Origin of the sequence: Myxococcus sp. CA051A, assembly GCF_013336705.1 — a bacterium.
GTDB lineage: Bacteria > Myxococcota > Myxococcia > Myxococcales > Myxococcaceae > Myxococcus > Myxococcus llanfairpwllgwyngyllgogerychwyrndrobwllllantysiliogogogochensis.
The window spans coordinates 913,017-935,655 of record NZ_JABUMS010000001.1 but is presented as its reverse complement, the minus strand read 5'-3'; the positions used below and the strand labels follow the sequence as shown (position 1 = coordinate 935,655).

Annotated in this window: 20 protein-coding genes; 5 read left to right on the top strand and 15 right to left on the bottom strand. The window is 70.0% G+C overall.

Annotation, left to right across the window (positions count from 1 at the left end; genetic code table 11):
* Positions 1–26: 26 nt before the first annotated feature.
* The 8 genes from HUA74_RS45385 to HUA74_RS03750 form a co-directional block, all read right to left on the bottom strand.
* Positions 27–1,820: a CheR family methyltransferase gene (locus HUA74_RS45385; RefSeq protein ID WP_371817189.1), complete on the bottom strand. Its 1,794-nt coding sequence runs from the start codon at positions 1,818–1,820 to the stop codon at positions 27–29.
* A 37-nt stretch (positions 1,821–1,857) separates the two neighbouring features.
* Positions 1,858–2,916: a chemotaxis-specific protein-glutamate methyltransferase CheB gene (cheB, locus tag HUA74_RS03780; protein WP_141643885.1), complete on the bottom strand. Its 1,059-nt coding sequence runs from the start codon at positions 2,914–2,916 to the stop codon at positions 1,858–1,860.
* A gap of 79 nt (positions 2,917–2,995) precedes the next feature.
* A complete protein-coding gene (locus HUA74_RS03775; RefSeq protein ID WP_174453438.1) occupies positions 2,996–5,884 on the bottom strand; it encodes a response regulator in 2,889 nt (962 codons plus the stop codon).
* A complete protein-coding gene (locus HUA74_RS03770; protein ID WP_141643883.1) occupies positions 5,881–7,698 on the bottom strand; it encodes a methyl-accepting chemotaxis protein in 1,818 nt (605 codons plus the stop codon). Before HUA74_RS03770 ends, HUA74_RS03775 begins: the two co-directional genes overlap by 4 nt.
* Positions 7,695–9,485, bottom strand: a complete 1,791-nt coding sequence (locus tag HUA74_RS03765) for a methyl-accepting chemotaxis protein (protein WP_141643882.1) — start codon at positions 9,483–9,485, stop codon at positions 7,695–7,697. The genes HUA74_RS03770 and HUA74_RS03765 overlap by 4 nt, the downstream gene beginning before the upstream one ends.
* On the bottom strand, positions 9,482–9,856 hold the full coding sequence (locus HUA74_RS03760; RefSeq protein WP_174453437.1) for a protein CrdC: 375 nt from the start codon (positions 9,854–9,856) through the stop codon (positions 9,482–9,484). Before HUA74_RS03760 ends, HUA74_RS03765 begins: the two co-directional genes overlap by 4 nt.
* 3 nt (positions 9,857–9,859) lie before the next feature.
* Positions 9,860–10,294, bottom strand: a complete 435-nt coding sequence (locus HUA74_RS03755; RefSeq protein WP_141643880.1) for a chemotaxis protein CheW — start codon at positions 10,292–10,294, stop codon at positions 9,860–9,862.
* Between the two features lie 27 nt (positions 10,295–10,321).
* Positions 10,322–11,074 carry an OmpA family protein gene (locus HUA74_RS03750; protein WP_141643905.1) on the bottom strand — a complete coding sequence of 251 codons (753 nt, stop codon included), beginning with the start codon at positions 11,072–11,074 and terminating at the stop codon, positions 10,322–10,324.
* Positions 11,075–11,293: 219 nt separating this feature from the next.
* Between HUA74_RS03750 and HUA74_RS03745 the strand changes: the two genes are divergently transcribed.
* A complete protein-coding gene (locus tag HUA74_RS03745) occupies positions 11,294–12,796 on the top strand; it encodes a sigma-54 dependent transcriptional regulator (RefSeq protein WP_141643879.1) in 1,503 nt (500 codons plus the stop codon).
* 66 nt (positions 12,797–12,862) lie between these two features.
* Here HUA74_RS03745 and HUA74_RS03740 read toward each other — a convergent pair whose 3' ends face one another.
* A complete protein-coding gene (locus HUA74_RS03740; protein WP_174453436.1) occupies positions 12,863–13,963 on the bottom strand; it encodes a helix-turn-helix transcriptional regulator in 1,101 nt (366 codons plus the stop codon).
* A gap of 760 nt (positions 13,964–14,723) precedes the next feature.
* Between HUA74_RS03740 and HUA74_RS03735 the strand changes: the two genes are divergently transcribed.
* The gene (locus HUA74_RS03735; RefSeq protein ID WP_174453435.1) at positions 14,724–15,038 is read left to right on the top strand and encodes a DUF6289 family protein; all 315 of its coding nucleotides are present in this window, start codon (positions 14,724–14,726) and stop codon (positions 15,036–15,038) included.
* Positions 15,039–15,100: 62 nt separating this feature from the next.
* On the opposite strand, the gene HUA74_RS03730 is transcribed toward HUA74_RS03735, so the two are convergent.
* Positions 15,101–15,238 carry a hypothetical protein gene (locus HUA74_RS03730; protein WP_174453434.1) on the bottom strand — a complete coding sequence of 46 codons (138 nt, stop codon included), beginning with the start codon at positions 15,236–15,238 and terminating at the stop codon, positions 15,101–15,103.
* A 78-nt stretch (positions 15,239–15,316) separates the two neighbouring features.
* Positions 15,317–16,738, bottom strand: a complete 1,422-nt coding sequence (locus HUA74_RS03725) for a hypothetical protein (RefSeq protein ID WP_174453433.1) — start codon at positions 16,736–16,738, stop codon at positions 15,317–15,319.
* 295 nt (positions 16,739–17,033) lie between these two features.
* On the opposite strand from HUA74_RS03725, the gene HUA74_RS03720 reads away from it, so the two are divergent.
* Positions 17,034–17,297: a hypothetical protein gene (locus tag HUA74_RS03720; RefSeq protein WP_174453432.1), complete on the top strand. Its 264-nt coding sequence runs from the start codon at positions 17,034–17,036 to the stop codon at positions 17,295–17,297.
* A gap of 51 nt (positions 17,298–17,348) precedes the next feature.
* Here HUA74_RS03720 and HUA74_RS03715 read toward each other — a convergent pair whose 3' ends face one another.
* The gene (locus tag HUA74_RS03715; protein ID WP_174453431.1) at positions 17,349–17,657 is read right to left on the bottom strand and encodes an AzlD domain-containing protein; all 309 of its coding nucleotides are present in this window, start codon (positions 17,655–17,657) and stop codon (positions 17,349–17,351) included.
* Entirely contained in the window at positions 17,654–18,346 is a 693-nt protein-coding gene (locus tag HUA74_RS03710) for an AzlC family ABC transporter permease (RefSeq protein WP_174453679.1), read from the bottom strand. The genes HUA74_RS03715 and HUA74_RS03710 overlap by 4 nt, the downstream gene beginning before the upstream one ends.
* Positions 18,347–18,393: 47 nt before the next feature.
* Here HUA74_RS03710 and HUA74_RS03705 point away from each other — a divergent pair, with 47 nt between their 5' ends.
* Together HUA74_RS03705 and HUA74_RS03700 are read left to right on the top strand one after the other, a co-directional pair.
* A complete protein-coding gene (locus HUA74_RS03705; protein WP_141645724.1) occupies positions 18,394–18,966 on the top strand; it encodes a helix-turn-helix domain-containing protein in 573 nt (190 codons plus the stop codon).
* A gap of 120 nt (positions 18,967–19,086) precedes the next feature.
* Entirely contained in the window at positions 19,087–20,601 is a 1,515-nt protein-coding gene (locus HUA74_RS03700; RefSeq protein WP_141645723.1) for an Hsp70 family protein, read from the top strand.
* Positions 20,602–20,647: 46 nt separating this feature from the next.
* Here HUA74_RS03700 and HUA74_RS03695 read toward each other — a convergent pair whose 3' ends face one another.
* Together HUA74_RS03695 and HUA74_RS03690 are read right to left on the bottom strand one after the other, a co-directional pair.
* Positions 20,648–20,962 (bottom strand): hypothetical protein, encoded by a 315-nt coding sequence (locus HUA74_RS03695; protein ID WP_141645722.1) that lies wholly within the window; start codon positions 20,960–20,962, stop codon positions 20,648–20,650.
* A 237-nt stretch (positions 20,963–21,199) separates the two neighbouring features.
* A complete protein-coding gene (locus HUA74_RS03690; protein ID WP_174453430.1) occupies positions 21,200–22,615 on the bottom strand; it encodes a neprosin family prolyl endopeptidase in 1,416 nt (471 codons plus the stop codon).
* Positions 22,616–22,639: the final 24 nt, after the last annotated feature.

Below are 22,639 nucleotides of genomic sequence, written 5' to 3'. Positions count from 1 at the left end.
GCACCCCGGCCCGGCCGCCTGCCCTGTCAGCGACTGCCGCCGAGGGGAGACAGGCGTCCGGCGGCGTGTGCGCAGGCCACGCGGAGCCGGCCGGGGTTGAGGAAGAAGGGGACCGTGCGGGCCCTGCCTTCCTCCAGGGATTCGAGGGCCCGGCGGTACTCGACGGCGGCCTCGAGGGGGCGACGGCACTGCTCCAGGAGCAGCCCCAGCAGGTAGCGCGCGGCGGCGTGGTCCGGGTCCAGCGAGAGGCAACGGCGCAAGTCCCGCTCCGCCACCGCGTCGGAGACACCCGAGGCGGCTCCGTCGAGGACACAGGCGAAAAGCAGATCGGCTTCGACGGAGGCTGGCGAGGGCAGTGCGGTGACACGGCTGGCGTCGAGGGGATTCGAGGGCTCCCGACCCGCTCCCGACGCGGACGTCCGTCCCGAGTCGAGAGGGCTCGACGGCTCGCGGCCCGCTCCCGACGCCGACGAGCGCCCCGCGTCGCTGGGATTCGCAGGCTCCCGGCTTGCTCCCGACGCGGACGTCCGTCCCGAGTCAAGGGGGCTCGACGGCTCGCGGCCCACTCCCAACGCCGTAGCACGACCCAAGTCGAGGGGGCTCGACGGCTCGCGGCCCGCTCCCGACGCCGTAGCACAACCCAAGTCGAGGGGGCTCGACGGCTCGCGGCCCGCTCCCGAAGAGCGCCCCGCGTCGCTGGGATTCGCAGGCTCCCGGCCTGCTCCCGACGCCAAAGAGCGCCCCGCGTCGCCAGGATTCGCAGGCTCGCGGCCTGTTCCCGACACCAAAGTACGCCCCGCGTCGCCGGGATTCGCAGGCTCCCGGCCCACTCTCGACGCCGAGGCCCGACCCGCCTCGATGGGAATCAACGACGCTCGGCTCGCTCCCGACGCCGAGGTCCGGCCGGAATCCCGTGCGCCCGACCGCGCTGCGCCCTCGGCCGCCGATGACCGGCCTGGAACACCAGGGGCCGTGGCCTTTCCGAGGGAAGCCACCGGGACCTCGTTGCCAGGATGCGGCGCCCCCTGCCCTGCTCCGGATTCTTCGACGCGGACGTGAAAGAAGGCCGCCGCCGTGCGCTCCACCCGCAGCGTCGGAGGCACCTGGAGCAACGGCTCCGACGCGGACAGCACCAGCGTCCCCCCGGGCGCGAGGCTGTCAGCCAGCGTCGCCACCGTCCGGTGGAACGACTCCACCGTGAAGTAGATGAGGACATTGCGGCAGAAGATGACGTCGAAGCGCCCCTCGCCCACCGGCCGGGGATAGGGCATGTCCATCAGGTTGTGGACCTGGAAGCTGGCGCGCTCACGCAGCGCCGACACCAGCGCCAGCCTCGAGCCCATGGGCACGAAGTAGCGCTCACGCAGCCCCGCGGGCACCCGGCGCAGATGCTCCGGAGCGAACGAGAGCGCGCACGCCCTCCGCAGCGCCGCCTCGGAGATGTCCGTCCCCAACACCGTGCTGCCAGGGCTCGCGCCTGCCTCCGCCAGGAGGACGAGCAGCGTGGCCACTTCCTCGCCCGTGGAGCAGCCCGCGCTCCAGATTCGGAGCGGCCGTCCCCCCGCGCGCGCCACCAGCGGCGCCAGTACCCGCTCCCGGAAGTCGGTGAGCTGGACCTCGTCTCGGAAGAGGTCCGTCTTGTTCACCACCACCGCGGAGATGAGCCCCTCCAGCTCCGCCGCGCCCGACGGAGACTTGAGGAAGGCCAGGTACTGGTGCGGCGTCAGCCCACGACACCGCTCCACCAGCCGATCATCCAGGCGGCGAATCTGAGGTCCGCTCAAGGCCATGCCCGTACGCGCCGTGAGGAAGGCGCGCACGGAAGCCCATGGCGCGCCCGGAGCACGCACTGGCGGCTCAGCGCCCCACTGCGAGCGACTCACCCCGGGCCAGTCGCGCCAGCGTGGCGGCGACTTCGTCCCCATGGATGAGGTGGTCCACCGCCTTGCGCTCCACCGCCGCGCCGGGCATGCCGAACACCACGCAGGACTCCTCGTTCTGCGCGAGCGTCAACCCTCCCGCCTGACGGATGGCCAGGAGCCCCTCCGCGCCGTCCGCGCCCATGCCCGTCAGCACCAACCCCACCGCCCGGCGGCCGTAGGTCCTGGCCGCGCTCTCCAGCAGCGTCGTCCCGGACGGCATGTGCCCGTCCCGCTCCACGCCCGCCTTGAGCGCCACGCGCCCCCGGAAGGGAATCATGGTGTGCAACCCCGGCGGGGCGATGAGCACGTGCCCCGGCATCAGCGGCTCACCGTCCTGCGCCAGCCGCACCTTCAACCGGCTCGTGTTGCCCAGCCACCCCGCCAACGACTCCGCGAAGGCGGCGTTGATGTGCTGGACGATGACGATGGGCGCCGGGAAGTCCGGCGGCAACTCGGAGAGCATCCGGTACAGCACCTGCGGCCCGCCCGTGCTCGCGGCCACCACCACCACGCCCATGGACACCGCGGGCAACACCGACGTCGTCACCCGAGGAGGGGTGATGTTCCCCTTCTGGGAGCGGCGCAGGTGGCGGATGACGCGCACCGAGGAGAGCAGCTTGATTTCCCGCACCAGGTTCCACGCCTCGGGGCCGGCGTCGATGGCGGGCTTGATTTGCAACGCGAGCGCCCCCAGCTCCAGCGCGCGGTACGTCAGCTCCGGCGCCTGCGAGCGCGGGTCGGCCGTCAGCACCAGGATGGGAGTGGGGCACTCGGCCATGATGTGCTCGGTGGCCGTCAACCCGTCCATGACGGGCATGTCCACGTCCATGGTGATGACGTGAGGGCGCAGCTCCTTGGTCATCTCCACGGCCTGCTTGCCGTCCGCGCAGGAACCGACGACCTCGATGTCGGGGTCCTTGCTCAGCGCCTCGCAGATGAGCTGTCGGCAGATGAGTGAGTCATCGACCACCAGCACCGACACTTTCTTGCCCATGCCCTGTCCATACCCCGTACGCGAGGTGGCGAGTATAGCCAATGCTCGCCCTGTCCTCAGGAGGTTGAGAGGGGACCCTTCAGGACAAGAGCCGGCCCACCACATCCACCAGGTCCTGGCGCACCAGATCTCCCTTGGTGATGTAGCCGTCCGCCCCGGCCGCCAGCCCACGCCGCCGGTCCTCCTCGCCACCACGGGTGGTGAGGATGACGACGGGTAGCCGGGCCTGGGTGGGGTGCCCCTTCAGGCGCCGGGTCAGCTCCAGGCCGTCCATCCCCGGCATCTCCAGGTCCGTCACGACAAGGTCCACCGACGCCCCTTCCAGGGCGTCCAGCGCGTCCGCACCGTCGGCGGCCATCACCGTGTCGTACCCCACGGCCTCCAGGAGGTTGGAGATGAGCTCCCGGGTGAGCGGCGAATCGTCCACGACGAGGATGCGGCGTCGCCGGGACTCAGCCCCGGGCACGGCCGAGCGGGGCAGCTTCAGGGGGGAGGTCCCATGCGCGCTGGCGGTGAGCCAGGCGGCGGACAGGACCATCGCGAGCCTCCCGTCCGCCAGGGACGTGGCCCCCGCCAGGTGGCCGAACCGGGCCAGCACGCCACGCAGGGGGAGGATGGCCTGGACACGCTCCTCCAGGACCCGGTCCACCACGACGGCGGCGGCGCCGCTCTGGCTGCGCACCACCAGGACAAGCTCGCCCTCGCGCACCTCCCGCTCCGGAGCAAGACCCAGGAGCGAGCCCAGGGAGGCCAGCGGGAGCACCCTGCCCTCCACCAGCAGCGAGGGCCGGCCGGCCACCTCGCACAGGTGCACGGGCTCCACCTTGAGCGCTCGCGAGACGTGGGTGGCGCTCAGCGCGAGCGTCTCCTGGCCCACCTGGACGAAGAGCAGCGGAGCCACGGTAAGGGAGACAGGGACGCGCAGCTCGAAGATGGTGCCCCACCCGGGCGCGGACTCCACGCCCACGTCCCCGCCCAACCCCTGGATGGAGGCGCGCACGGCATCGAGCCCCACGCCCCGACCGGACACGTCGGTGACGACCTCGCGCGAGGTGAAGCCGGACAGGAAGATGAGCTCGCGGGCCGCGGCATCCGACAGGGCGTTGGCGGCGCTCTCGTCCAGAGTGCCCCGGCGCACGGCGACCCGGCGCAGCTCGGCGGGGTCCAGGCCCAGGCCGTCGTCCTCGACGCGGAGGATGATGCGACTGCCCTCTCGCGCGGCGCGCAGCGTGAGGCACCCCCGAGGGTGCTTGCCCGACGTCACCCGGTCCACCCGCGTCTCCAGACCGTGGTCCAGGGCGTTGCGCACCAGGTGCATCAGCGGCTCGCGCAGCGCCTCCACCACGGCCCGGTCCGCGCGCGTGTCCTCTCCGTCGACGACGAGTTCCACTTCCTTGCCCAGGGCGCGCGACAGGTCGCGGACCATGCGCGGGTAGGGCTCGAAGAGGACGGACAGCGGCAGCATCCGCAGGCCCTGCACCTCCTCCACCACGAGGCCCAGGTCTCGGAGTTCCTCGTTGGACAGGAGCTTGGACTCGCGATGAAGGTCGGCGGCCAGTTCCTTGGCCGTGCCCAGACGGGCCACCAGGGCCACCGCCGCCGGGCCCAGGTCCTCCGCCGCGCGGGCCAGTTGCCCGAGCTCCCGGGCCAGGGCCAGCCGCCGAGCGTTGGCGCGCTCACGTCGCCGCGCCACCTGGGCCAGGTTGGTCACCGCGCTCGTCAACAGGTCCAGGCTGGCCACATCGATGCGCACCGCGTCCATGCGCGTCTCGGGCTGACGGGACACCGCCGTGGCACCGCCTTGCTGCCCTCCAGCGGGAACAGGAGCGCGAGTTCCCGTGCTGGATGAAGTCGCCGGCGAGGCCGTGAGCAAGGCCCCCGCGCCGGGACCGGCCCGAGGAGGACTCGCGGAGGAAGCACCCTCCGGACGGGGCACGGAAGGCCAGTTCCGTGCGCGCGACGACGCAGACGTGCCGCCCGTCGGCAGCTGGGTTCCCGCCGTGGTCCGAGGCGGGCTCTCCATGGGCGCGCTACCACTGACCCGCCACATCCCCGTGCCCGAGCCACGCCGAGGAGTTCCCTCTCCGGAAGCGCCTCCTCCAACACGCTCCATTCCGCTGCCCGACTCGCCCCGCGCAGTCCCATCGACGGAAGCGCCGCCGCCCGCCCTTCCCATCCCGGTACTCGTCGACTCGCTCCGAGGAGTCCCATCGAAGGACGCTCCTCCGACACGCCCCATCCCAGCGCCCGTTCCACTCCGAACAGCCTCATCGACGGAAGCGAAGGCACCGCCGCCGGCCCTTCCCACCCCAGTGCCCATCGACTCGCTTCGAGGAGTCCCATCGAAGGGCGCTCCTCCGACACGCCCCATCCCAGTGCTCGGAGACGATGTGTCGCGAGGTGCCCCAGGAGTCGCGACGCCCTTGCCCTCCGCGCCCCCCAGAAATGACCCCGCGGAGTTCGACTCGGAAGCCACGGCGGCGGCTCGAGCCAGCGCGGCCAGCGACTCGCCCGCGTCGACTCGACGGGACACCGGGGACTCCTGCCTGGCGGCCTCCGTCGGGCTCCCCACGGCCGGCAGCCCTTCCGCCTCCGCGCGAGTACACGTCTGGAGCCAGACCACGAGCCGCCCTACCTCGGGCGACGCCTCGGCCGAGGGCTGGGCACCCGATAGCACCAGCACCACGTCCGCGGCGCTGAGCAACGCGTCCGTGGAGTCGGCCGACAACGCATACCGCCGAGGCTCCGTGCAGCGGACCAGTTCCTCCATCTCGTGCACCAGCACGTTGATGTCGTCGAAGCCCATCATCCGGGCCTCGCCCTTGAGCCCGTGCAACTCGCGCAGCGCGCCCCGCCCGGCCTCCACGCTCGCCCCCGCCTCCAGCTCCATGAGCGCCCGGTTGATGCGCTCCAGGCGCACCGTCACCAGGTCCCGGAACTGCCTGAGGAGGCGCTCGCTCGGGTTCACCCGCCCTCCTCCCGCAGCGTCTCCTGCCCAATCTGGAACCGCTCCACCACTTCCCGCAAGTCACGCGCCAGCACGAGCAGGTCCGTATTCGCGCTGCTCACCTGCTTGGTGGCATTGAGGCTCTGCTGGGTGATGCGCAGGATGTCCGCCATCGTCTCCGCGAGCTGGTCGGTGCCCGTCTGCTGCTGCTGCGTGGCCAGGGAGATGCTGCGCACCGCGTCCGACGTCTTCCCCGCGAGCTTCGTGATTTGCCGCAGCGACTCCGACACCTGCTGCGCCAGCGTCGTCCCCGTCTCCACCGCGCGCACGCCGCCCTCCGTGGCGGACACCGCCGCGGCCGAGGCCTCGCGGACCTCCTCGATGAGCCCCTCGATTTCCTTGGTCGACTCCAGCACGTTCTCCGCCAGCCGCCGCATCTCCGCGGCCACCAGCGAGAAGCCCCGGCCTACCTCCGCCGACTTGGTGCCCTCCAGCTCCGCGTTCAGCGCCAGCAGGTCCGACTTGTCGGCCACGCCGTTGATGAACTCGACAATCTTGCCAATCTGTTGGACGCGCTTGTTGAGCCGCACCACCGCGGAGGCGATGGCGCCGTTGTCCTGGCGCATCCGCTCCATCGACCCCAGGAACGACTCCGCGCTGCGCTGCCCCTGCTGCGCCGCCCCCAACGTGCGCTGGGCAATCTGCGCCACCGAGCCCGCGTTCTCGGCGATCTGCCGCGCCGACCGCGCCAGCTCCTCCGTCGTCGCGCTCGTCTGGTCCAGGGAGCTGGCCTGCTCCGCGGCCCCCATCTCGTAGCGCCCGGAGGTGGTGAGAATCTCCTCGGTGGTGGCGGAAATCTGCGCCCCGGCCCGCTGCAGCTGTGACATCACGTCCGCCAGGTGCGCGCGCATGGTCGTGAAGGCGGCGGACACGTCCCAGATTTCATCCTCCGCCGGCACCACGCGCGGGCTCGCCAGGTCACCCTCGGCGATGCGCCGCGCCTCGCTCGACAGCTCTCGCAAAGGCCGCCCCAGCAGCGTGCCTCCCAGGTACGCCGTGGTGAGCGCCAGTCCGAAGACGAGCAGCACCAGCGGCCCTCCCGAGGCCAGTGCCTCCAGACGCAGCGCCGAGGCCAGCGCCGCCGTGGGCTCGCCATACGCCACCAACTGGGCCAGGGCCCGCTCCCCCAGCGCCGAGGAGAGCTGCACCGACAACACCGCCGGAGTCACCACGGAGATGAAGGCGAAGGCCACCAGTCGCGCGCGAATCTCCGCCCGCCGGGGCATGGCCGCGATGAGCTGCGAGTGCGTCATGCCCAGCTCCGCCAGCCACAGCACCACCTTGCGCGAGCGCAGGATGACCAGGCAGTGGACGAGCAGCGCCGTCAGCGGGCCGAACAACAGCCCCAGCCCCGCGATACGTCGGGACATGTCCATGTCCGCGCCCGCCAGCCCCCACAGCGAGGCACCCAGGCCCACGGTGGTGAGCAGCCACAGCCCCAGCGAGCCCAGGAAGGCCTCGTCCGGCGCGCGCGTCACCTCCAGCACCGCCGCCTTCAGGGACTCCGGCGTCACGGGGACATCCCCGCGCTCCAACCCGCGCAGGGTGCGCAGCCGGCCCAGCGCCGCCGCCGCGCCCACCGCCATCGCCACCCCACACAGCAATCCGCCCAGTTGGAGCAGCCATGACAGCCGCCCCTCCTCCGCCAGCGCATCGGAGAGCGTGAGCCGGGCGTAGTGCAGCCCGAGCGCCGCGCCCATGAGGTTGGCCAGCGGCACGGGGAGCATCAGGTGCCGGCTGAACGAGGCCCGCCGGGAGCCACCGCGCGCGCTCATGCGTCCTCCCCGGCCACGACGTGGAAGCGCTCCACCACGCGCTTGAGGTCCCTCGACAGGGTGGACAGGTCCGCGTTGGCCACCGCCATCTGCTTGGTGGCCGCCGAGTTCTGCTCGGTGACGCGCAAGATGTCCCCCATGGCGGCGGCGAGCTGGTCGGTGCCCGTCTGCTGCTGCTGCGTGGCCAGGGAGATGCTGCGCACCGCATGGGACGTCTGCCTCGCCAGCTCCAGGATGAGGCTCAGACTCTCGTCCACCTCGGCCGCCAGCACCGTGCCCGCGTCCATCGCCTTCAGCCCCGCCTCGGTGGCCATCACCGCCGCATGGGTGGCGTCGCGAATCTCCGCGATGAGCTGCTCAATCGCCTTGGTGGACCGGATGACGTTCTCCGCCAGCCGCCGCATCTCCGCGGCCACCAGCGAGAAGCCCCTCCCCACCTCGCCCGCCTTGGTGCCCTCCAGCTCCGCGTTGAGCGCCAGCAGGTCCGACTTGTCGGCGATCTCGTTGATGAACTCCACCACCTTGCCAATCTGCTGCACGCGCTTGTTGAGCCGCACCACGGCGTCGGCGATGGCCTGGTTGTCCTGCTTCATGCGCTGCATGGCGCCCAGGAAGGCGGCGGCGCCCCGCTGGCCCGTCTGCGCGGCGGCGAACGTGGACTCGGCGATGGTGGACACCGACTCCGCGTTGCCGGCGATCTGCTGCGCCGAGCGCGCCAGCTCCTCCGTCGTCGCGCTCGTCACGTTGAGCGAGCTGGCCTGCTCGTCCGCGCCGGACTCCTGCTCTCCGGACGTGGCGACGAGCTGCTCCGTCGTGGTGGAAATCTGGAGGCCCGCGCGCCGCAGCTGGGTGAGCGCCTGCCCGAGCTGCGCCTGCATCTGCGCGAAGGCGGCGGACGTGGCCCACACCTCGTCCTCGGCGGCGATGACCCGAGGGGGGCGCAGGTCGCCCTGGGCGATACGGGTGGCGTCCTCGGTGATGGCGCGCAGGGGCGCCGCGATGACCGTGCCGCCCAGGTGCGCCGTCAGCAGCACGAGGATGGCGACGAGCCCCGCCACCGCCAGCCCCCGCCCGTCATCCGCCCGCCGCAGCGCCGCGTCCTGCTCCAGCGGCGAGCGGGCCAGCACCACGTCATCCATGGCGCGCAGGGTGCGGGTGACGGTGGCGTCGAGGATGAACAGCGACGGCGTGAGCACCGCGATGGCGGTGAAGAGCACCATGCGGCGGCGGATGTGCAACCGCCGGGGCGGCGCCGTGGCCACCACCTCCAGCGGGGACAGGCCACGGGCCGCGATGAGCTCCACCGCCTCCCGGCAGCGACGCACCACCAGCAGGTAGATGAGCAGCGCCGTCAGCGAGCCCAGCGACGCACCGACGAGCAGGATGCGCGGCCCCAGCGACAGCGGCGCATCCGCCCAGGGAATGAAGACGAAGGCCACGACGACGGCGCCCACGAGCCAGCTCTGGAGGGCGAAGGAGAAGCACCGCTCGGGAAAACCCCGGGCCTCCAACAGCGCCGACTTCAGATGCTCCGGCGTGGCCTGCAGTTGCCCGGCCCCCACGGCATACAGCACCCGCAGCGAGCGCCTCGCGTGCTGCTGGATGAGCCACAGCGACAGCGCGGTGACGACGACGACGAGCACCAGGAAGCGCATCCAGGAAGCGACGGGAAGCGCATCCGTGAGCAGGCCGTGCAGCAGCGCCAGGGAGATGCCCAGGGTGCTGGCCGGCGCCACCGGACGCGCCAGCCACCGGGCCAGGCCCCGTAAGTCCGTGGGCGCCGTCATGCCGCCCCCCGGGCCACGCCCCGCAGGAAGCGCTCGAAGTCCGCCAGCCCCAACAACGGCCACAACACCCCACGCGCCAGCACGAAGCCCCGCAGACTGCCGCCCGAGGCATGCACCGTCACACAGGGCGCGGGCAGCACCGGATGCGACTCCGCGTCGATTTCGAGCGTGTCCACCCCTACCGCGCCGCCCGAAATCGCCACCAACACCCGGGTGGCACCGGCCGGCGCGTGGAAGGCCAGCCCGGCGGAGGCCGCGTCCGCCTCCTCGCCCGGCGAGGTGATGGACAGCACCTCATGCGCGGCGAAGGCGAGCCGATGCGGGCCCGCATGGCAGAACAACATGCCCCGGACGGGACTGGCTGGAGCCATGGGTCAAGCCCCCTGGCTGAGATGGTCGAAGAGCCCTTCGGGGTCGATGACGGCCACATCCCGGGGACCACTCTTGGCGGGGCCCTTCAGGTGGACCTGGACGCCAGCGGAGCCCAGCGGCTCCAGCGCGCCCGTCACCGGGGAGACCCCCGCAACCGTGCTCGCCGTGAGGCCCAGGGTGCCGCGCGGCAGCCGCACCAGCACGGCCCGCCGCGAGGATTGGCTCACCCCCGCCACCAGCAGGCCCATGTCCACCACCGGGATGACCTCTCCTCGGTGAGCGAACACGCCCAGCAGATGGGCAGGGGAGCCCGGTACCCGCGTGAGCTCGGGGAAGGTAACGACCTCCGCCGCGCTCTCCGCGGGCACCGCGTACCAGCTGCTACCGCAGGCAAAAACCAGATAGGACTGCCGCGCTTCCGGCTCGTGGACGGCCATGTGGCGCACAGCCTACCCCAGCCTCAACTAGCGCTGGAACTCGACGCGGCGGTTCTCGGACCAGGCGTCCTCGGACGAGGTGTTGTTCGCCGGCCGGGTCTCACCGTAACCCACCGTCGTCACCGCGTTGGACTTCACGCCCAGGTCCGTCAGGTAGCGCTTGACGGCCTGCGCACGGCGGTTGGACAGCTGGAGGTTGAACTCCTCGGTGCCGCGCTCGTCGGCGTGGCCCGCGAGGGTCAGCTTGCCCTGCTGGCCCGTCTTCAGGCACGTGGCCAGGTCGGACAGGCGCTGCTGGGCCTCGGAGGTCAGCGAGGACTCGTTGAAGCCGAAGCGCACCGGGCTCCAGTCGCACTTGTCCGCGGAGGCCGTCACGCAACGGCCGGCGCTGCACTCCTGCCCCTCACCGCAGTCGGAGTTGGACGCGCAGGTGTCCGTGGGGGCCTGGCAACGGCCCGCCTGGCACTTGCCGCCGGAGGGGCAGCTGGAGTCGTCCTTGCACTGGGCCTCGGCGCACTTGCCGGCCTCGCAGATGCGGCCATCACCGCACTGGTTGTCCACCGTGCACTCGGGGGGCTTGGGCGCGCACTTGTTGCCCTGGCACGTGAAGCCCTCCTTGCAGTTCGCGTCGGTGGCGCACTCCTGGCACTGGCCCTGGACACAGACCTCGCCCTTCTCGGAGCAGGTCGAGTCATCGTTGCAGTTGGGGTAGCTGGGGGGGCAGCCGGTCAGCACGGCCATGGCGAGGCCGAGGCCCGCCCAAAGAGAAATCCGACGCATCATTCCTCCCGAAAATCTTGAAGACGAAATAAGCACCCGCAGGGGGCGGGTATTCGGGTCGCGTGTAGTCGCAGTCGCCAGGGTGAGTCAAAGCATTTGTCCCTTTCGAGACACGCCTCGGCGCGCCGAAACCCTTGAATGTCCAAATAATTTCCATGAGATTGTGGCCCTTGCCCGTGAGTGGCCGCGTGACGTGGCCCCAGGCCGGGAGCGCCCCACATGCCCGCATCCGTCCTCATCGTCGATGACGAGAAGAACATTCTGCTGACACTGAGCCAGTCGTTGCAGCTGGCGGGGTATCAGACACATCTGGCGGCCAGCGGTCAGGTGGCGCTCGACGTGGTGAGCGCGCGTCCGGTGGACGCGGTGTTGATGGACGTGAAGATGCCGGACATGGATGGGTTGACGGCGCTGGCCCGGCTCACGGAGCTCAAGCCGGAGCTGCCCGTCATCATGATGTCGGGACACGGCACCATCGACACGGCGGTGAAGGCGACGCAGCTGGGGGCGCGCGACTTCCTGGAGAAGCCCATCGCCCGGGAGCGGTTGCTCGTCGCGCTGCGCAACGTGCTCAAGCACCAGGCGGCGATGGAGGAACTGCGGGAGCTGCGAGAGCAGCTGGGACGCTACGACATGGTGGGCAGCGGCCCGGCCATGCAGCGCATCTTCTCGCTCATCCAACGCACGGCGCCCTCGGAGGGGCGGGTGTTGATTACCGGTGAGAACGGCACGGGCAAGGAGCTCATCGCCCGCGCGCTGCACCAGCACTCCCGGCGCAAGGCCAACCCCTTCGTGAAGCTCAACTGCGCGGCGGTGCCGCACGAGTTGATTGAAAGCGAACTATTCGGCCACGAGAAGGGCGCCTTCACCGGCGCGGTGAGCGTGCGGCGCGGAAAGTTCGAGCTGGCGCACGAAGGCACGCTGTTCCTCGATGAGATTGGGGACATGCCGCCGGCCATGCAGGCCAAGCTCCTGCGCGTGTTGCAGGAAGGCGAGCTGGAGCGGGTGGGCGGCGCGGAGACGCTCAAGGTGGACGTGCGGGTCATCGCGGCCACGAACAAGAATCTGGAGAAGGAGATCTCCGCCGGGCGCTTCCGCGAGGATTTGTATTACCGCATCAACGTCGTACAGATTCACTCGCCGCCCCTGCGCGAGCGGCGCGAGGACCTGCCGGACCTCATCGGGACCTTCCTGCGCGAGGCCTGCGCGAAGAACGGGCGCCGCCCGCTGACGCTGTCGCCGGATGCGCTGTCGGTGATGAGCGCCTATGACTACCCGGGCAACGTGCGCGAGCTGCGCAACCTGGTCGAACGCCTGGCCATCCTCTGCGAGGGCCCCATCGTCACGCGGACGGACGCGCTGGAGCTGTTGCCTCGGGGGCGCGGTGGCGTGCCTCCTCCGGTGGTGGAGACGTCAACAGCGTGGACTCCGCCTCCGCCCACCCTGGACTCTGCCGTGGTGGCGGCGGCCAGCACTCCGGCTCCGGCCCTGGTGGCGCCCCCTCCCCCGCTGTCGGCCCCGGTGCAGGCGGGCTTCCATCCGCGCGCGGACAAGACCTTCCGCGAGCAGGTGGAGGACGCCGAGCGGGAGATCATCCTGTACGTGCTCGCGCATACGCACGACAACGTGACGGAGGCGGCCCGGCTGCTGGACCTCGAGCGGGGTCACTTCTACAAGAAGATGAAGGCCCTGGGCCTGCGGCGCGGCCAATCCGAGACATAGCGTCTGCTCCGTGACGGAGGCGGGCTCGAAATCCTCACACGGAAGCCACACGGGACACGGCGCGCTTCATGCTCCTCGCGCCGTGACACCCGCCGGAGCCTGGCCCGCAGAGGTGCCCACGAGCCGGGCGATGAACTCACGACGGCTGCGCACCCCCGCCTTGGTGAAGATGGACTTCAGGTGGTCCTGCACCGTCGCGGGGGTGATGAACAGACTCTGAGCGATGGTGCTGGTGTTGTTCCCTCGGGCAACGAGGATGGCGACGTCCTGCTCACGGGCGGTGAGCCCCAGGCTCATCAACGCCATGGGCAGCACCTCCGCCGGCGTGGCGGGCGTCACCACGATGGCGACCTGACCATCGGGGCGTCCCTCCAGCAACGAGGCATGCAGCGTGAGCCACTGCCCCGTGCTCGTGCGCACCCGGGAGCGCGACGGCACGTCCCTGCGCCCCGCGGCGCCCAGCCCTCGCGCATGTTCGGCGACGGTGATGAGTCCGGACGGCACGCCCGTGGACGAGGGTGACGTCTCGGCGAGCTCCGCCAGCACGGCCTCGGCCCGAGGGTCCGCGGACATCAATTGCCCTCGCGGCCCCAGCACCGCGATGCCCGGGAGCGGCTGCCCTTCGCCCTGGGGCACGGTGCCCCGGTAGGACCGCCACAACATCTGACCGATGTGCGAGGAGAACCGGTCCATCATCCCGACCTCTGCCTCGGTGTAGGCACCCCGGTCCTTCGCGCGCAGGAACGTCGCCGCGCCCCAGCACCCCGACGGAAGGTCGAAGTTGACGCGCATCTCGTCGCCAAAGCCAAACGGGGCGATCAGCTCCCGGTAGCGAGCGCTGTCGTCGAGCTTCCCCTTCGCCGCGTGACTCAGCGAGTCCACCCGCTTCCCCAGCGCCCGCAGGCCGGCGAACGTCAGCGGCTCCGGCGCCCACAGCTCCAGATAGGCCGCGCGCTCGAAGCCTCGCGGGTCCAGGTTCTCCATCACCGTGGACGTCACCATCCCCGACGCGGGGTCCGTCCCATGCCAACAACTCGCATCGACGCCCAGCGGCTCCTTCAGCAACAGGTTGAGCTGGGTGAACAGCTTGCCCAACGGCAGCTCCGCCGCCGCCAGGTCCCGCAGCACACCCAGCAACTCACGCTCCATCCGCGAACGGGTCACCATGCCTGGAGCCAATCACACCCATCGGCCACTTATTCCAGAGAATCCCACTTTTCTGGGATGGACCTGCCCGGCTCGCCCCGCCCACCCTGTCCGCGTTTGGCACTGTCCTGACGCGTGGGGAGGGGCCCCTTGGAGACACGAACCCGTGGTCGCCTGACTGTCCGCGTCATCGCCCTCGGGGTGCTGCTTGCCGAGGCCCGGACCGCGCGTGCGGGCGAAGGCCCGCTGACAGTCCTCCATCATCAAAAACAGCAGTACTGCTTGATGCCCTCCAAGCAGCGCCCCGGCGGGGTGGGCCCGGCGCCCTGCCATGCCCCCGCGCTCGACTGGGAGTTCGCGCCCGTGTCTGGCGCTCCCGCGCGCTGGGAGGTCATCCGGGAGGGTGGGTTGTGCCTGAGCGCACAAGGCGGACGTCTGGCCGCCGTGAGCTGCAATGGCGGGCTGGAGCAGCAGTGGGTCCTCACACCCTTCGAGGCCGAGGGGGCCGCGCCTCCGCCGGGCTTTCGAGGGGTCCAATTGAAGAACGCGGCGACAGGCGCGTGCGTGGAGGGTGCTCCGGAGCCTGTCGCTGACGGCGCGCGCATCACCCTCCGGGCGGACTGCCAGCCCAGTCCCTTTCAGCAGTGGAACATCCATCGCTCCGCCTTTGAGCGCCTGCTGGCGAGCGACCTACAGGGGCCACACCGGGAAACACACTGGAACCGTCATCAACGCCCTGAACGCGAACCTCGGGACTCAACCCCCGGGAGGAAGAAGCACGATGACGTTCGACAGGAAGCGCCGCGCCCTGCCCCTGGTTTTCGTGTCCGGACTCCTGCTGAGCGCGTGCACCAGCGCCCCCATCGAGGAGGGAGCCGGAGCCCTTGAAGTCAGACAGGAGCGGCCGACGGCAGGGGGCGCCCGAAAAGAGGAGCGCTATCAATACTTCGCGGACCAGGGCCACACCGTCCTGGTCGGCTGGCGCAGCCAGAACTGCCAGGGCCAACATGCCTCCTGGGGTGTCCGCTCACGACATGAGACGTACACCACCTCCGACTGCCGCGATGGAGCACCGGAGACGCGGCTGAGAGAGTAGCGGCGTCCGCGAGAACTCGAGCACCCCAAGGCCAATGATGCCTTCGGACTCGTCTGGGGACGTCACGCCGGACGTCGCACCCTCCGGTACGCCGGTGGGGACTGGGGCTTCAGCAGCGACATGATGCGCTTCCCCGACGACGGGCTCACCGTCGTGTGCCTGTCCAACCGGGGCAACGGCCACGCCGACAACTTCGCCATGAAGGTCGCCGACGTGCTGCTGCCCGCCCCCGCTGAGGCCCGTGACGGACGTTCGTCACGGGGCCTCGAAGGACAGGCTCAGAGCGGCTCGGCCGTCGCGCAGCTCGGAGAGGCGCTCTCCGCCACCCCGCGCGTCAGGGACTTCCGGCTCGCGTCGGTGAAGGGGGAGACGCCCAGCACCAGACACGTCCGGTAGAGCAGCGTCTTGCCCACGGGGAAGGCGTTGATGGACGTGCTGAAGTCGGGGTTGAAGTACACGGTGGAGAGCGCCGAGCCGTAGAACGGGCTGGAGCCCCACGCGAACTTCTTTCCCGTCACGCCCGTGTTCGCGTTGAGCCCGCTGTACTGCGCGGACTGGAAGGGCCACTCGCCCGCGGAGAAGTCCCCGCTCAACAGCGCCCGTCCCGTGGCCGCCTTCGTCGTTCCGTTGTTGGTGCTGTAGCCGCCGTAGACGAGTCCCGGGTCCTGCCCCAGCTTCAGCTCGACGAGGCCCAGCTCGTACAACACGCCCGTGCTCGAGTGCCGCGCGAGCAGGCTGTGATACTTGCGCGTGGTGCCGATGGGCTCGTTCCACGTCCAGCCCGCCTGCGTCGTCAGCGGGTTCGCCACGGGCGCCTGCGTGGTGAAGTGGTTGCGCGTGTCACCCCACTGCACGTTGCTGAGCGCGGCCTGGGTGTCCGAGTCCGCGAACTCCACGACACCGTAGGGGCCGCGCATGTCGAACGAGAGCTGCCCCGCCACCGCCTCGCCCAAGTCCATCCGGGTGTCGATGCGCGGGAAGTCCATGCCCTTCTGGAAGACCCACCGGAGGGTGAGCGGCACCATGAACTTCTGATGGGCCGCCGACGCCGCGGGAGTGCTCGCCGTCACATCCGCCATGGCGACCCGGGTGCCCCACTTCGGATAGGCCGTGGTGAAGGTGTGGCTCGCGAACGTGGAGCCCGGGAGGATGGCCGAGTGCGTGCCCTGCACCGCGAAGCCATACCCCAGCGGGGAGTCATCCTCTCCATGCAGGCCCGCGATGGTGCCGGACGAGCCGTTGTCGAACTGCCGGTACAGCTCGTGCCCGACGAAGTAGCCGAAGCCACTCTCACCGCCGGCCGTGCCATCCACCGTCACGGTGCGCCAGTCTCCGCCGGCCCGCACCTGATAGGTCAACTGGACGGCATAGCCGCCATTGCCCGCGGACGTCTGCCGCTTCAGCGACACCGTGCGCGGACGGCCCTGCGAGTCCGTCCATGTGTAGCGGTCCACCGCGATTCCGCCCACCGTGGTGGACTCGCGAGAGACGCCGTCACCTTGCTCGAAGCCGGGGTCCGTGGGGCCGCCGTCAGGGCCCGCGTCGCTGACGCCCGCATCCGAGCCACCCGCATCCGCCGTGCCGGCGTCACTCACGCCCGCATCATCCGGACCCGGGTTGTCGTCATCCGAGTCACAGGCCGCCAGGCAGAGGGCTGTCGTCAGCAACGTCAATTCGAGCCATCGTCCGTTGGTTCGCATGTGTCGCAGCTATCACGACCCACGGTGTCTGGCTCCACGACGGTGGCCCGATTCGTCAATCACGAACCGTTCCCACTCGAAGCACGCGCACAAACTCGTGAGGACTTCGCCCTCGGACCGTACTCAGGGCGGGGAGTTATCGGGACGCTGTCGTCTAGACAGGCTGAATGTTTCGTCCACGGTTGTCTGAAAGCCCGGGCGCGCGCTGCGTCATCGGAGGCGTGGTTTCAGCGATGAGTTCAATGACCTAGTCTCGAAGTGCAACACGCACCTGAGACCCGTTCCTGGAGGACGCATGCGAAGCATTCTCGGAGGACTGCTGGCGGCGGCGCTGTTGGTGGGCTGCGGTGGTGGCAACGAAGGCGGAGACGAAGTCCCCTCGCCCGAGGGTGAGGTGTCCGCACAGGCCATCTGCGAGAGCCAGTACGTCATCAAGTACTACGACAAGACCTATACGACGGTGCTCGGCACGATGCAGTGCGCCTGTGGCGCGGATCCAGTCTTCACGGGCACCCTGACGCCCTATCCGAAGCGGTACAACCAGGGCGCCTGTCCCTGAGTGGCTCACGGCCCGCTCCGTGTCCTGGAGCGGGCCGTCTTCCCCTCGGAGTTACCGCACTCCGAGCAGGCGCAGCCCCGCCGCGGTGACGGCCGCCGCGACCACCACCGCGATGAAGGGCAGCCTCCGCCAGGCCAGGAGCGCGCCGACGAACACCCCCGCCGGCCGCGACCACCCCACGAAGCCTCCCTGCGCCACCAATGTCGACGTGGCCACGAGCGCCGCCAGCATCGCGATGGTCGCCATGGACATCAGCTCCTGCACCCTCGCGGACAACTGGAGCCGCTCGCTCAACAGCGGCCCGGCGATGCGAAAACCAAACGTCCCCAGGGCCAGGACCAAAATGGGCAACAGCGTCATCGCAGGGCCACTCCCACGGCGAGAATCGACAACAACACCGGCACACCCGCGGGCAACAGCGGCGTCGCCACCAGCGCGATGAGCGCCCCCACCAGCGCCACCCGACGCGCCTTCGTGGCCCTGCTCTTCGCCGCATCGGGCGCGTCCGCCTCCTTGGGAGGAAGCAGCGACGGGAGCAGCAGCGCGAGCATGCTCGCGGGGAACGCCGCGTCGAGCCCCAGCAGTTCGGGATTGCCCACCGCGCGTCCCGCCCACCCGCCCACCACGACGCCCAGGTTCCACGCCACGAACAACATGCCGCCGCACAACCAGTAGGCCGCGCGCTTGCGCGAGGGCTCACGCTGCGCCAGGGCGAACGCCACCGACTCATCCACCATCAGGTGCGCGCCCAACAGCCGCATGGGCCACCGCTTCCCCAACACGTCCGCCACCGCCATTCCAAACGGCAGATGCCTCGCGTTGAGCAACAGCCCCGCGAACACCGCCGCCACCGGCGTGGCTCCCGCCGCCACCATGCCCACCGCGACGAACTGCGCGCCTCCCGCGAACACCACCACCGACATGAAGAGGGCCATCCACACCGACAGCCCCGCCGCCACCGCGAGCGCGCCAAACGACACGCCCACCACTCCGGACGCCAGCGCCACGGCGCCCACATCCCGGACGAGGGCGCGATCCACATTTCCCATGCGCATCAATGTGGACAGAAGCCTGTCGTTCGTCAATAAGAACGACCATGCCGGTAAAACGAACGCCCAAGCCACCCCGTCCCCTGGACGCCATCGCCATCGCGCTGCGCCGGGAGCGTGAGCGCGCGGACGTGTCGCTGTCGGAGCTGGCCCGGCGCGCCAACCTCTCCAAGTCCACGCTGTCCCAACTGGAGGCCGGCACCGGCAACCCCAGCATCGAGACGCTCTGGGCGCTGGCCGTGGCCCTGGGTGTGCCGTTCAGCCGCCTCGTCGACCCGCCCACCCGCGAGGTGCGCATCATCCGAGCAGGCGAGGGCGCGGCCATCCGCTCCGAGCAGGCCCACTTCACCGGCATCATGCTGTCCGCCTGCCCCCCAGGCGCGCGCAGGGACCTCTACGTCATCAACCTGGAGCCCGGCGCCGCCCGCCACGCCCAGCCCCACATTCCGGGCAGCGTCGAACACCTGGTCGTCAGCAAGGGCCGCCTGCGCGCGGGCCCCAGCGACGCACCCGTCGAGCTGAACCCCGGCGACTACGCGACCTTCTCCGGCGACGTGCCCCACATCTACGAGGCGCTCGCACCCCACACCGTCGCTGTCATGGTGATGGAGCACGTGTAGGGACACCCACCCCGGGTGTGGTGGAACGGACAGCTCGTGGGCGCAATAATCCGCGAGCCTGGAGAGCATGGAATCTCCGGAGCTGAACCGTTGCTCAGGACGTGGGAGAGTCGGGGGCGAATGAGCACGGCCCCCATCCTCGGAATCGACTTCGGGACCACCAACACGTCGGCGGCGTTCTTCGACAAGACGGGCAAGCTGCGGCTGGTGCCCGTGACGGACAAGAGCTTCACGCTGCCTTCAGTGGTGTGGTTCCACGCGGCGGACAAGGCCATCGTCGGCTACGCGGCGCGGCGGCAAATCATCGACGACCCTCGGCACACCGTCTTCGGCGCCAAGCGCTTCCTCGGACGCCGCTACCAGTCCGAGTACGTGACGCAGCACAAGGACAAGTACGCCTTCGAGCTCGTCGAGGCACCCGACGGCTACACCGCGGTGAAGATGTACGGGAAGGTGACGTCGCTGACGGACGTCACCCAGCTGGTCATCCGGCAGATTCTCACGCTGGCGACCCACGCGGCCGGAGAGCCCTTCCGCGAGTGCGTGCTGACCGTGCCCGCGCACGCCAGCATCCGCCAGCGCGAGGCGGTGCGACAGGCCGCCGAGCAGTGCGGGCTCCAGGTGCGCGCCATCATCAACGAGCCGACCGCGGCGGCGCTCTACTACGCCAACCTGCGAAACCCCGAGCAGACGGTGATGGTGTTCGACCTGGGCGGTGGCACGTTCGACGCCACGCTGCTCGCGGTGCAGAACCGCATCGTGAAAGTGCTGGCCACCGGCGGCGACGCGTTCCTGGGTGGCGCCAACTTCGACGAGCGCATCGTCGAGATGCTGGTGGCGGACTTCCAGCGTCAGCACGGCATCGACCTGCGCGGCAACCAGGTGGTGATGCAGCGGCTGGTGTTCGCCGCCGAGTCCGCGAAGATGACGCTCAGCTCGCGTGACTCCACCGTGCTGCGCGTGCCCTGCATCGCCCAGAAGGACGGCGGCTTCGTCGACTTCGACTACACGCTCACGCGCAAACAACTGGAGTCAATGGTGTTCCAGCTCATCGAGCGCGCCGCGTCCGCGTGCGACGACGTGCTGGAGCGCGCGAAGCTGAAGGCCGAGCACGTCGACGAGTTGGTGCTGGTGGGCGGCCAGACGCGCATGCCGGTCATCCGCGAGCGCTTCTCCCACTTCAAGCGCCTGTCGTCGGACAAGGAGGTCAACCCGGAACTGGGTGTCGCCGTCGGCGCGGCCATCCTCGGGCGCAACCTGGCGCGAGGCATCAACGGGCTGGCGGACGTGGTGCCCATGCCCATTGGCATCATGGTGCCCGGCGGCGCGCAGCACGAGGTCATCCCGGCCAACACGCCGGTGCCCGCGACGAAGTCCGTGACGCTGGAGCTGCCGCTCATCCCCGGCCCCATCTCCGTCGCCCTCTTCGAGTCGCTCGACACCACCACCGTGGAGCGCGAGCTGTTGGGCACCGTGCGCATCGAGCTGGACTGGCGCACCACGCACAAGGGGCCCACCACCCTGGAGCTGCGCATGGGCCAGGACTTCATCCTCAACGCGGCCCTCGTCTCGCCCCAGGGCGCGCGCCACCCCCTGGCCATCACCGACCTGCGCGCCCCCAAGCGCGCCTCGTAGCGCCAGGGTCTACTGGAGGCGGCGTTATGCCCCTTCCGGTGCGTGCTCACTGGTACTGGCTGGGCAGGACCTCCGCCGCGATGGACTCGCCCTGCCCCGGGTCCATCACGATGATCTCCGCGGCCGTGTGCACGCCTCCGGCGATATAGAAGCCCACCCGGACCTGGGCCGCGTCGGTCAACTGCCCCCGGTAGCGCGAATCCGTCCAGCCGTAGGTGGTGCGGTCGTCGATGCGCAGCGTGAGGTCCTCGCCCGCGCCGATGTCGTGCACCGTGAGGTGGTCCGGCCCCGCGTCGACGATGTTCCCACTCACCGCCTCGTCCACCTTGTCCAAGTCCAGGGTTGGGTTCTCGGTCTGCATGGCGCTCCCGTTCCGGAGGCTCCCCGCTCGGCTCCACCCTGACCACCGGGCGAGCCCGAGCCCCTTTGCCCGGCCGACACGGTGAGAGGAGGCCCCCATCCAGCCTTCAACCTGACCTCGACGCGTGTCCTGGGCCAGCCATGGCCCGCGCCCCTGCCCCGACACCCTCCGACAGAGCACCCCGATGGGGAACGGGCCCGCCTTGCGCCCGCTCCCCGCCCCCGTCACGCGGGGCGACTACATGCAGTTGGCGTTGTAGCCCGGACCACCGAAGTAGAAGTACCGGCCCCAGCCACCGGGGTTGTTGTACTGGATGATGTCGTAACAGTTGCTGTCATTGCGCCAGGCGCCCAGCGAGGTCGGCTCCCGATAGACGTTGGTGGTGTCCACGTAGAGCAGGTTGCGCGTGTAGGCGGCATTGGCCCAGCCCACGCCCGGGTAGGCGCCGCCGCCCATGTCCGTGGACGTGTGGAGGTTGCCATTGCGGTTGTCGATGATTTCGCCGCCGTAGTCGATGACGTCGGCCCGGTCCATCAACCCCGCGGCGTCGAAGCGCGTGCGCGGGTAGTAGCCCACCCAGATGTCCTGGAACTTCAGCCACCATGCGCCCGTGGTGCCATCCTTGAACCACATCAACTTGAACTCGTACTGCGCGCCGTTGGTGACGCTGTAGTTGTTGAAGCCTCCGCCGATGCTGACGGTGTTGTTGACCTGGACGAACGCGCCGCAGCTCAAGTTGTAGCAGCCGCCGCTGCCGTAGTTGTCGGGTGTGAAGTAGATGAAGAGGCGCGCCCGGTCATCGCCGTAGAGGTCGCGGTACTTCTGCCAGCCCGCCTCCACCGTCTCCAGGTTCGAGCCCGAGCCACGGACGACCCACATCTGCGACAGGCTGAACTCGCTGGACAGCTCCGTGTACGGGCTCCAGATGTTGAAGATGGCCTCCGCGCCCCAATTGCTCACCCCTTGCGCGGTGTGCGCGTACTGGTGCAGGTCCGTGGGGCCCGAGCGCGCGGACGGCGTGGCGCTCGCCAGCGAGCGGAGCTTGTCGGTCTCCACCGAGACGTTGCCCCGCAGGTGACCGGGCACCTTCTGACGGAAGTCCTCCAGCGACTCGAAGCGCTTGAGCGTGTCGAGCGTCAGCCGGACAATGGGCACGGAGCCCACGGGGCAGCGGCGCAGCGCGCCGGTGGCGTCCAGGTCGTCTGGAGCCGTCTCGAGGCCCTCCAGCGCCGCGGGCTGAGCCCGCCACTTCTCAGAGGGCGCGGTGGGGGACGGAGCGAGGCGCTCGGGCGGGAGCACGGCCTCGGTTCCCGGAGCGAGCTGGATGCGGTGATTCTCCATGCCAGGCTGCCGCAGCGCGGGCTGTGCGTACAACGGCACGCAGTCGATGCCATCTCCTCCCTTGCTGGTGAAGCGGTGCACCACGGACTTCGCGTCGTAGAGCGAATCGACGTAGTCCCGCATCTTCGCGAGCTCCGCCGAATCGCGCACGCGCTCCACCTGCATCGCGGACGCGGAAGACGACTGCTCGGGCCCCGCGACTTCGGGCTCGGCGACACCGCCACAGCCCACCGCGCTCAGACACAGCCATGACATGAGCCCCAGTCGCATCCCCTTGCGCTGGACACACGACGACCTTCGCTGCTCGCTCATAGGGCGCCCCTTTTCCTTCTGGAA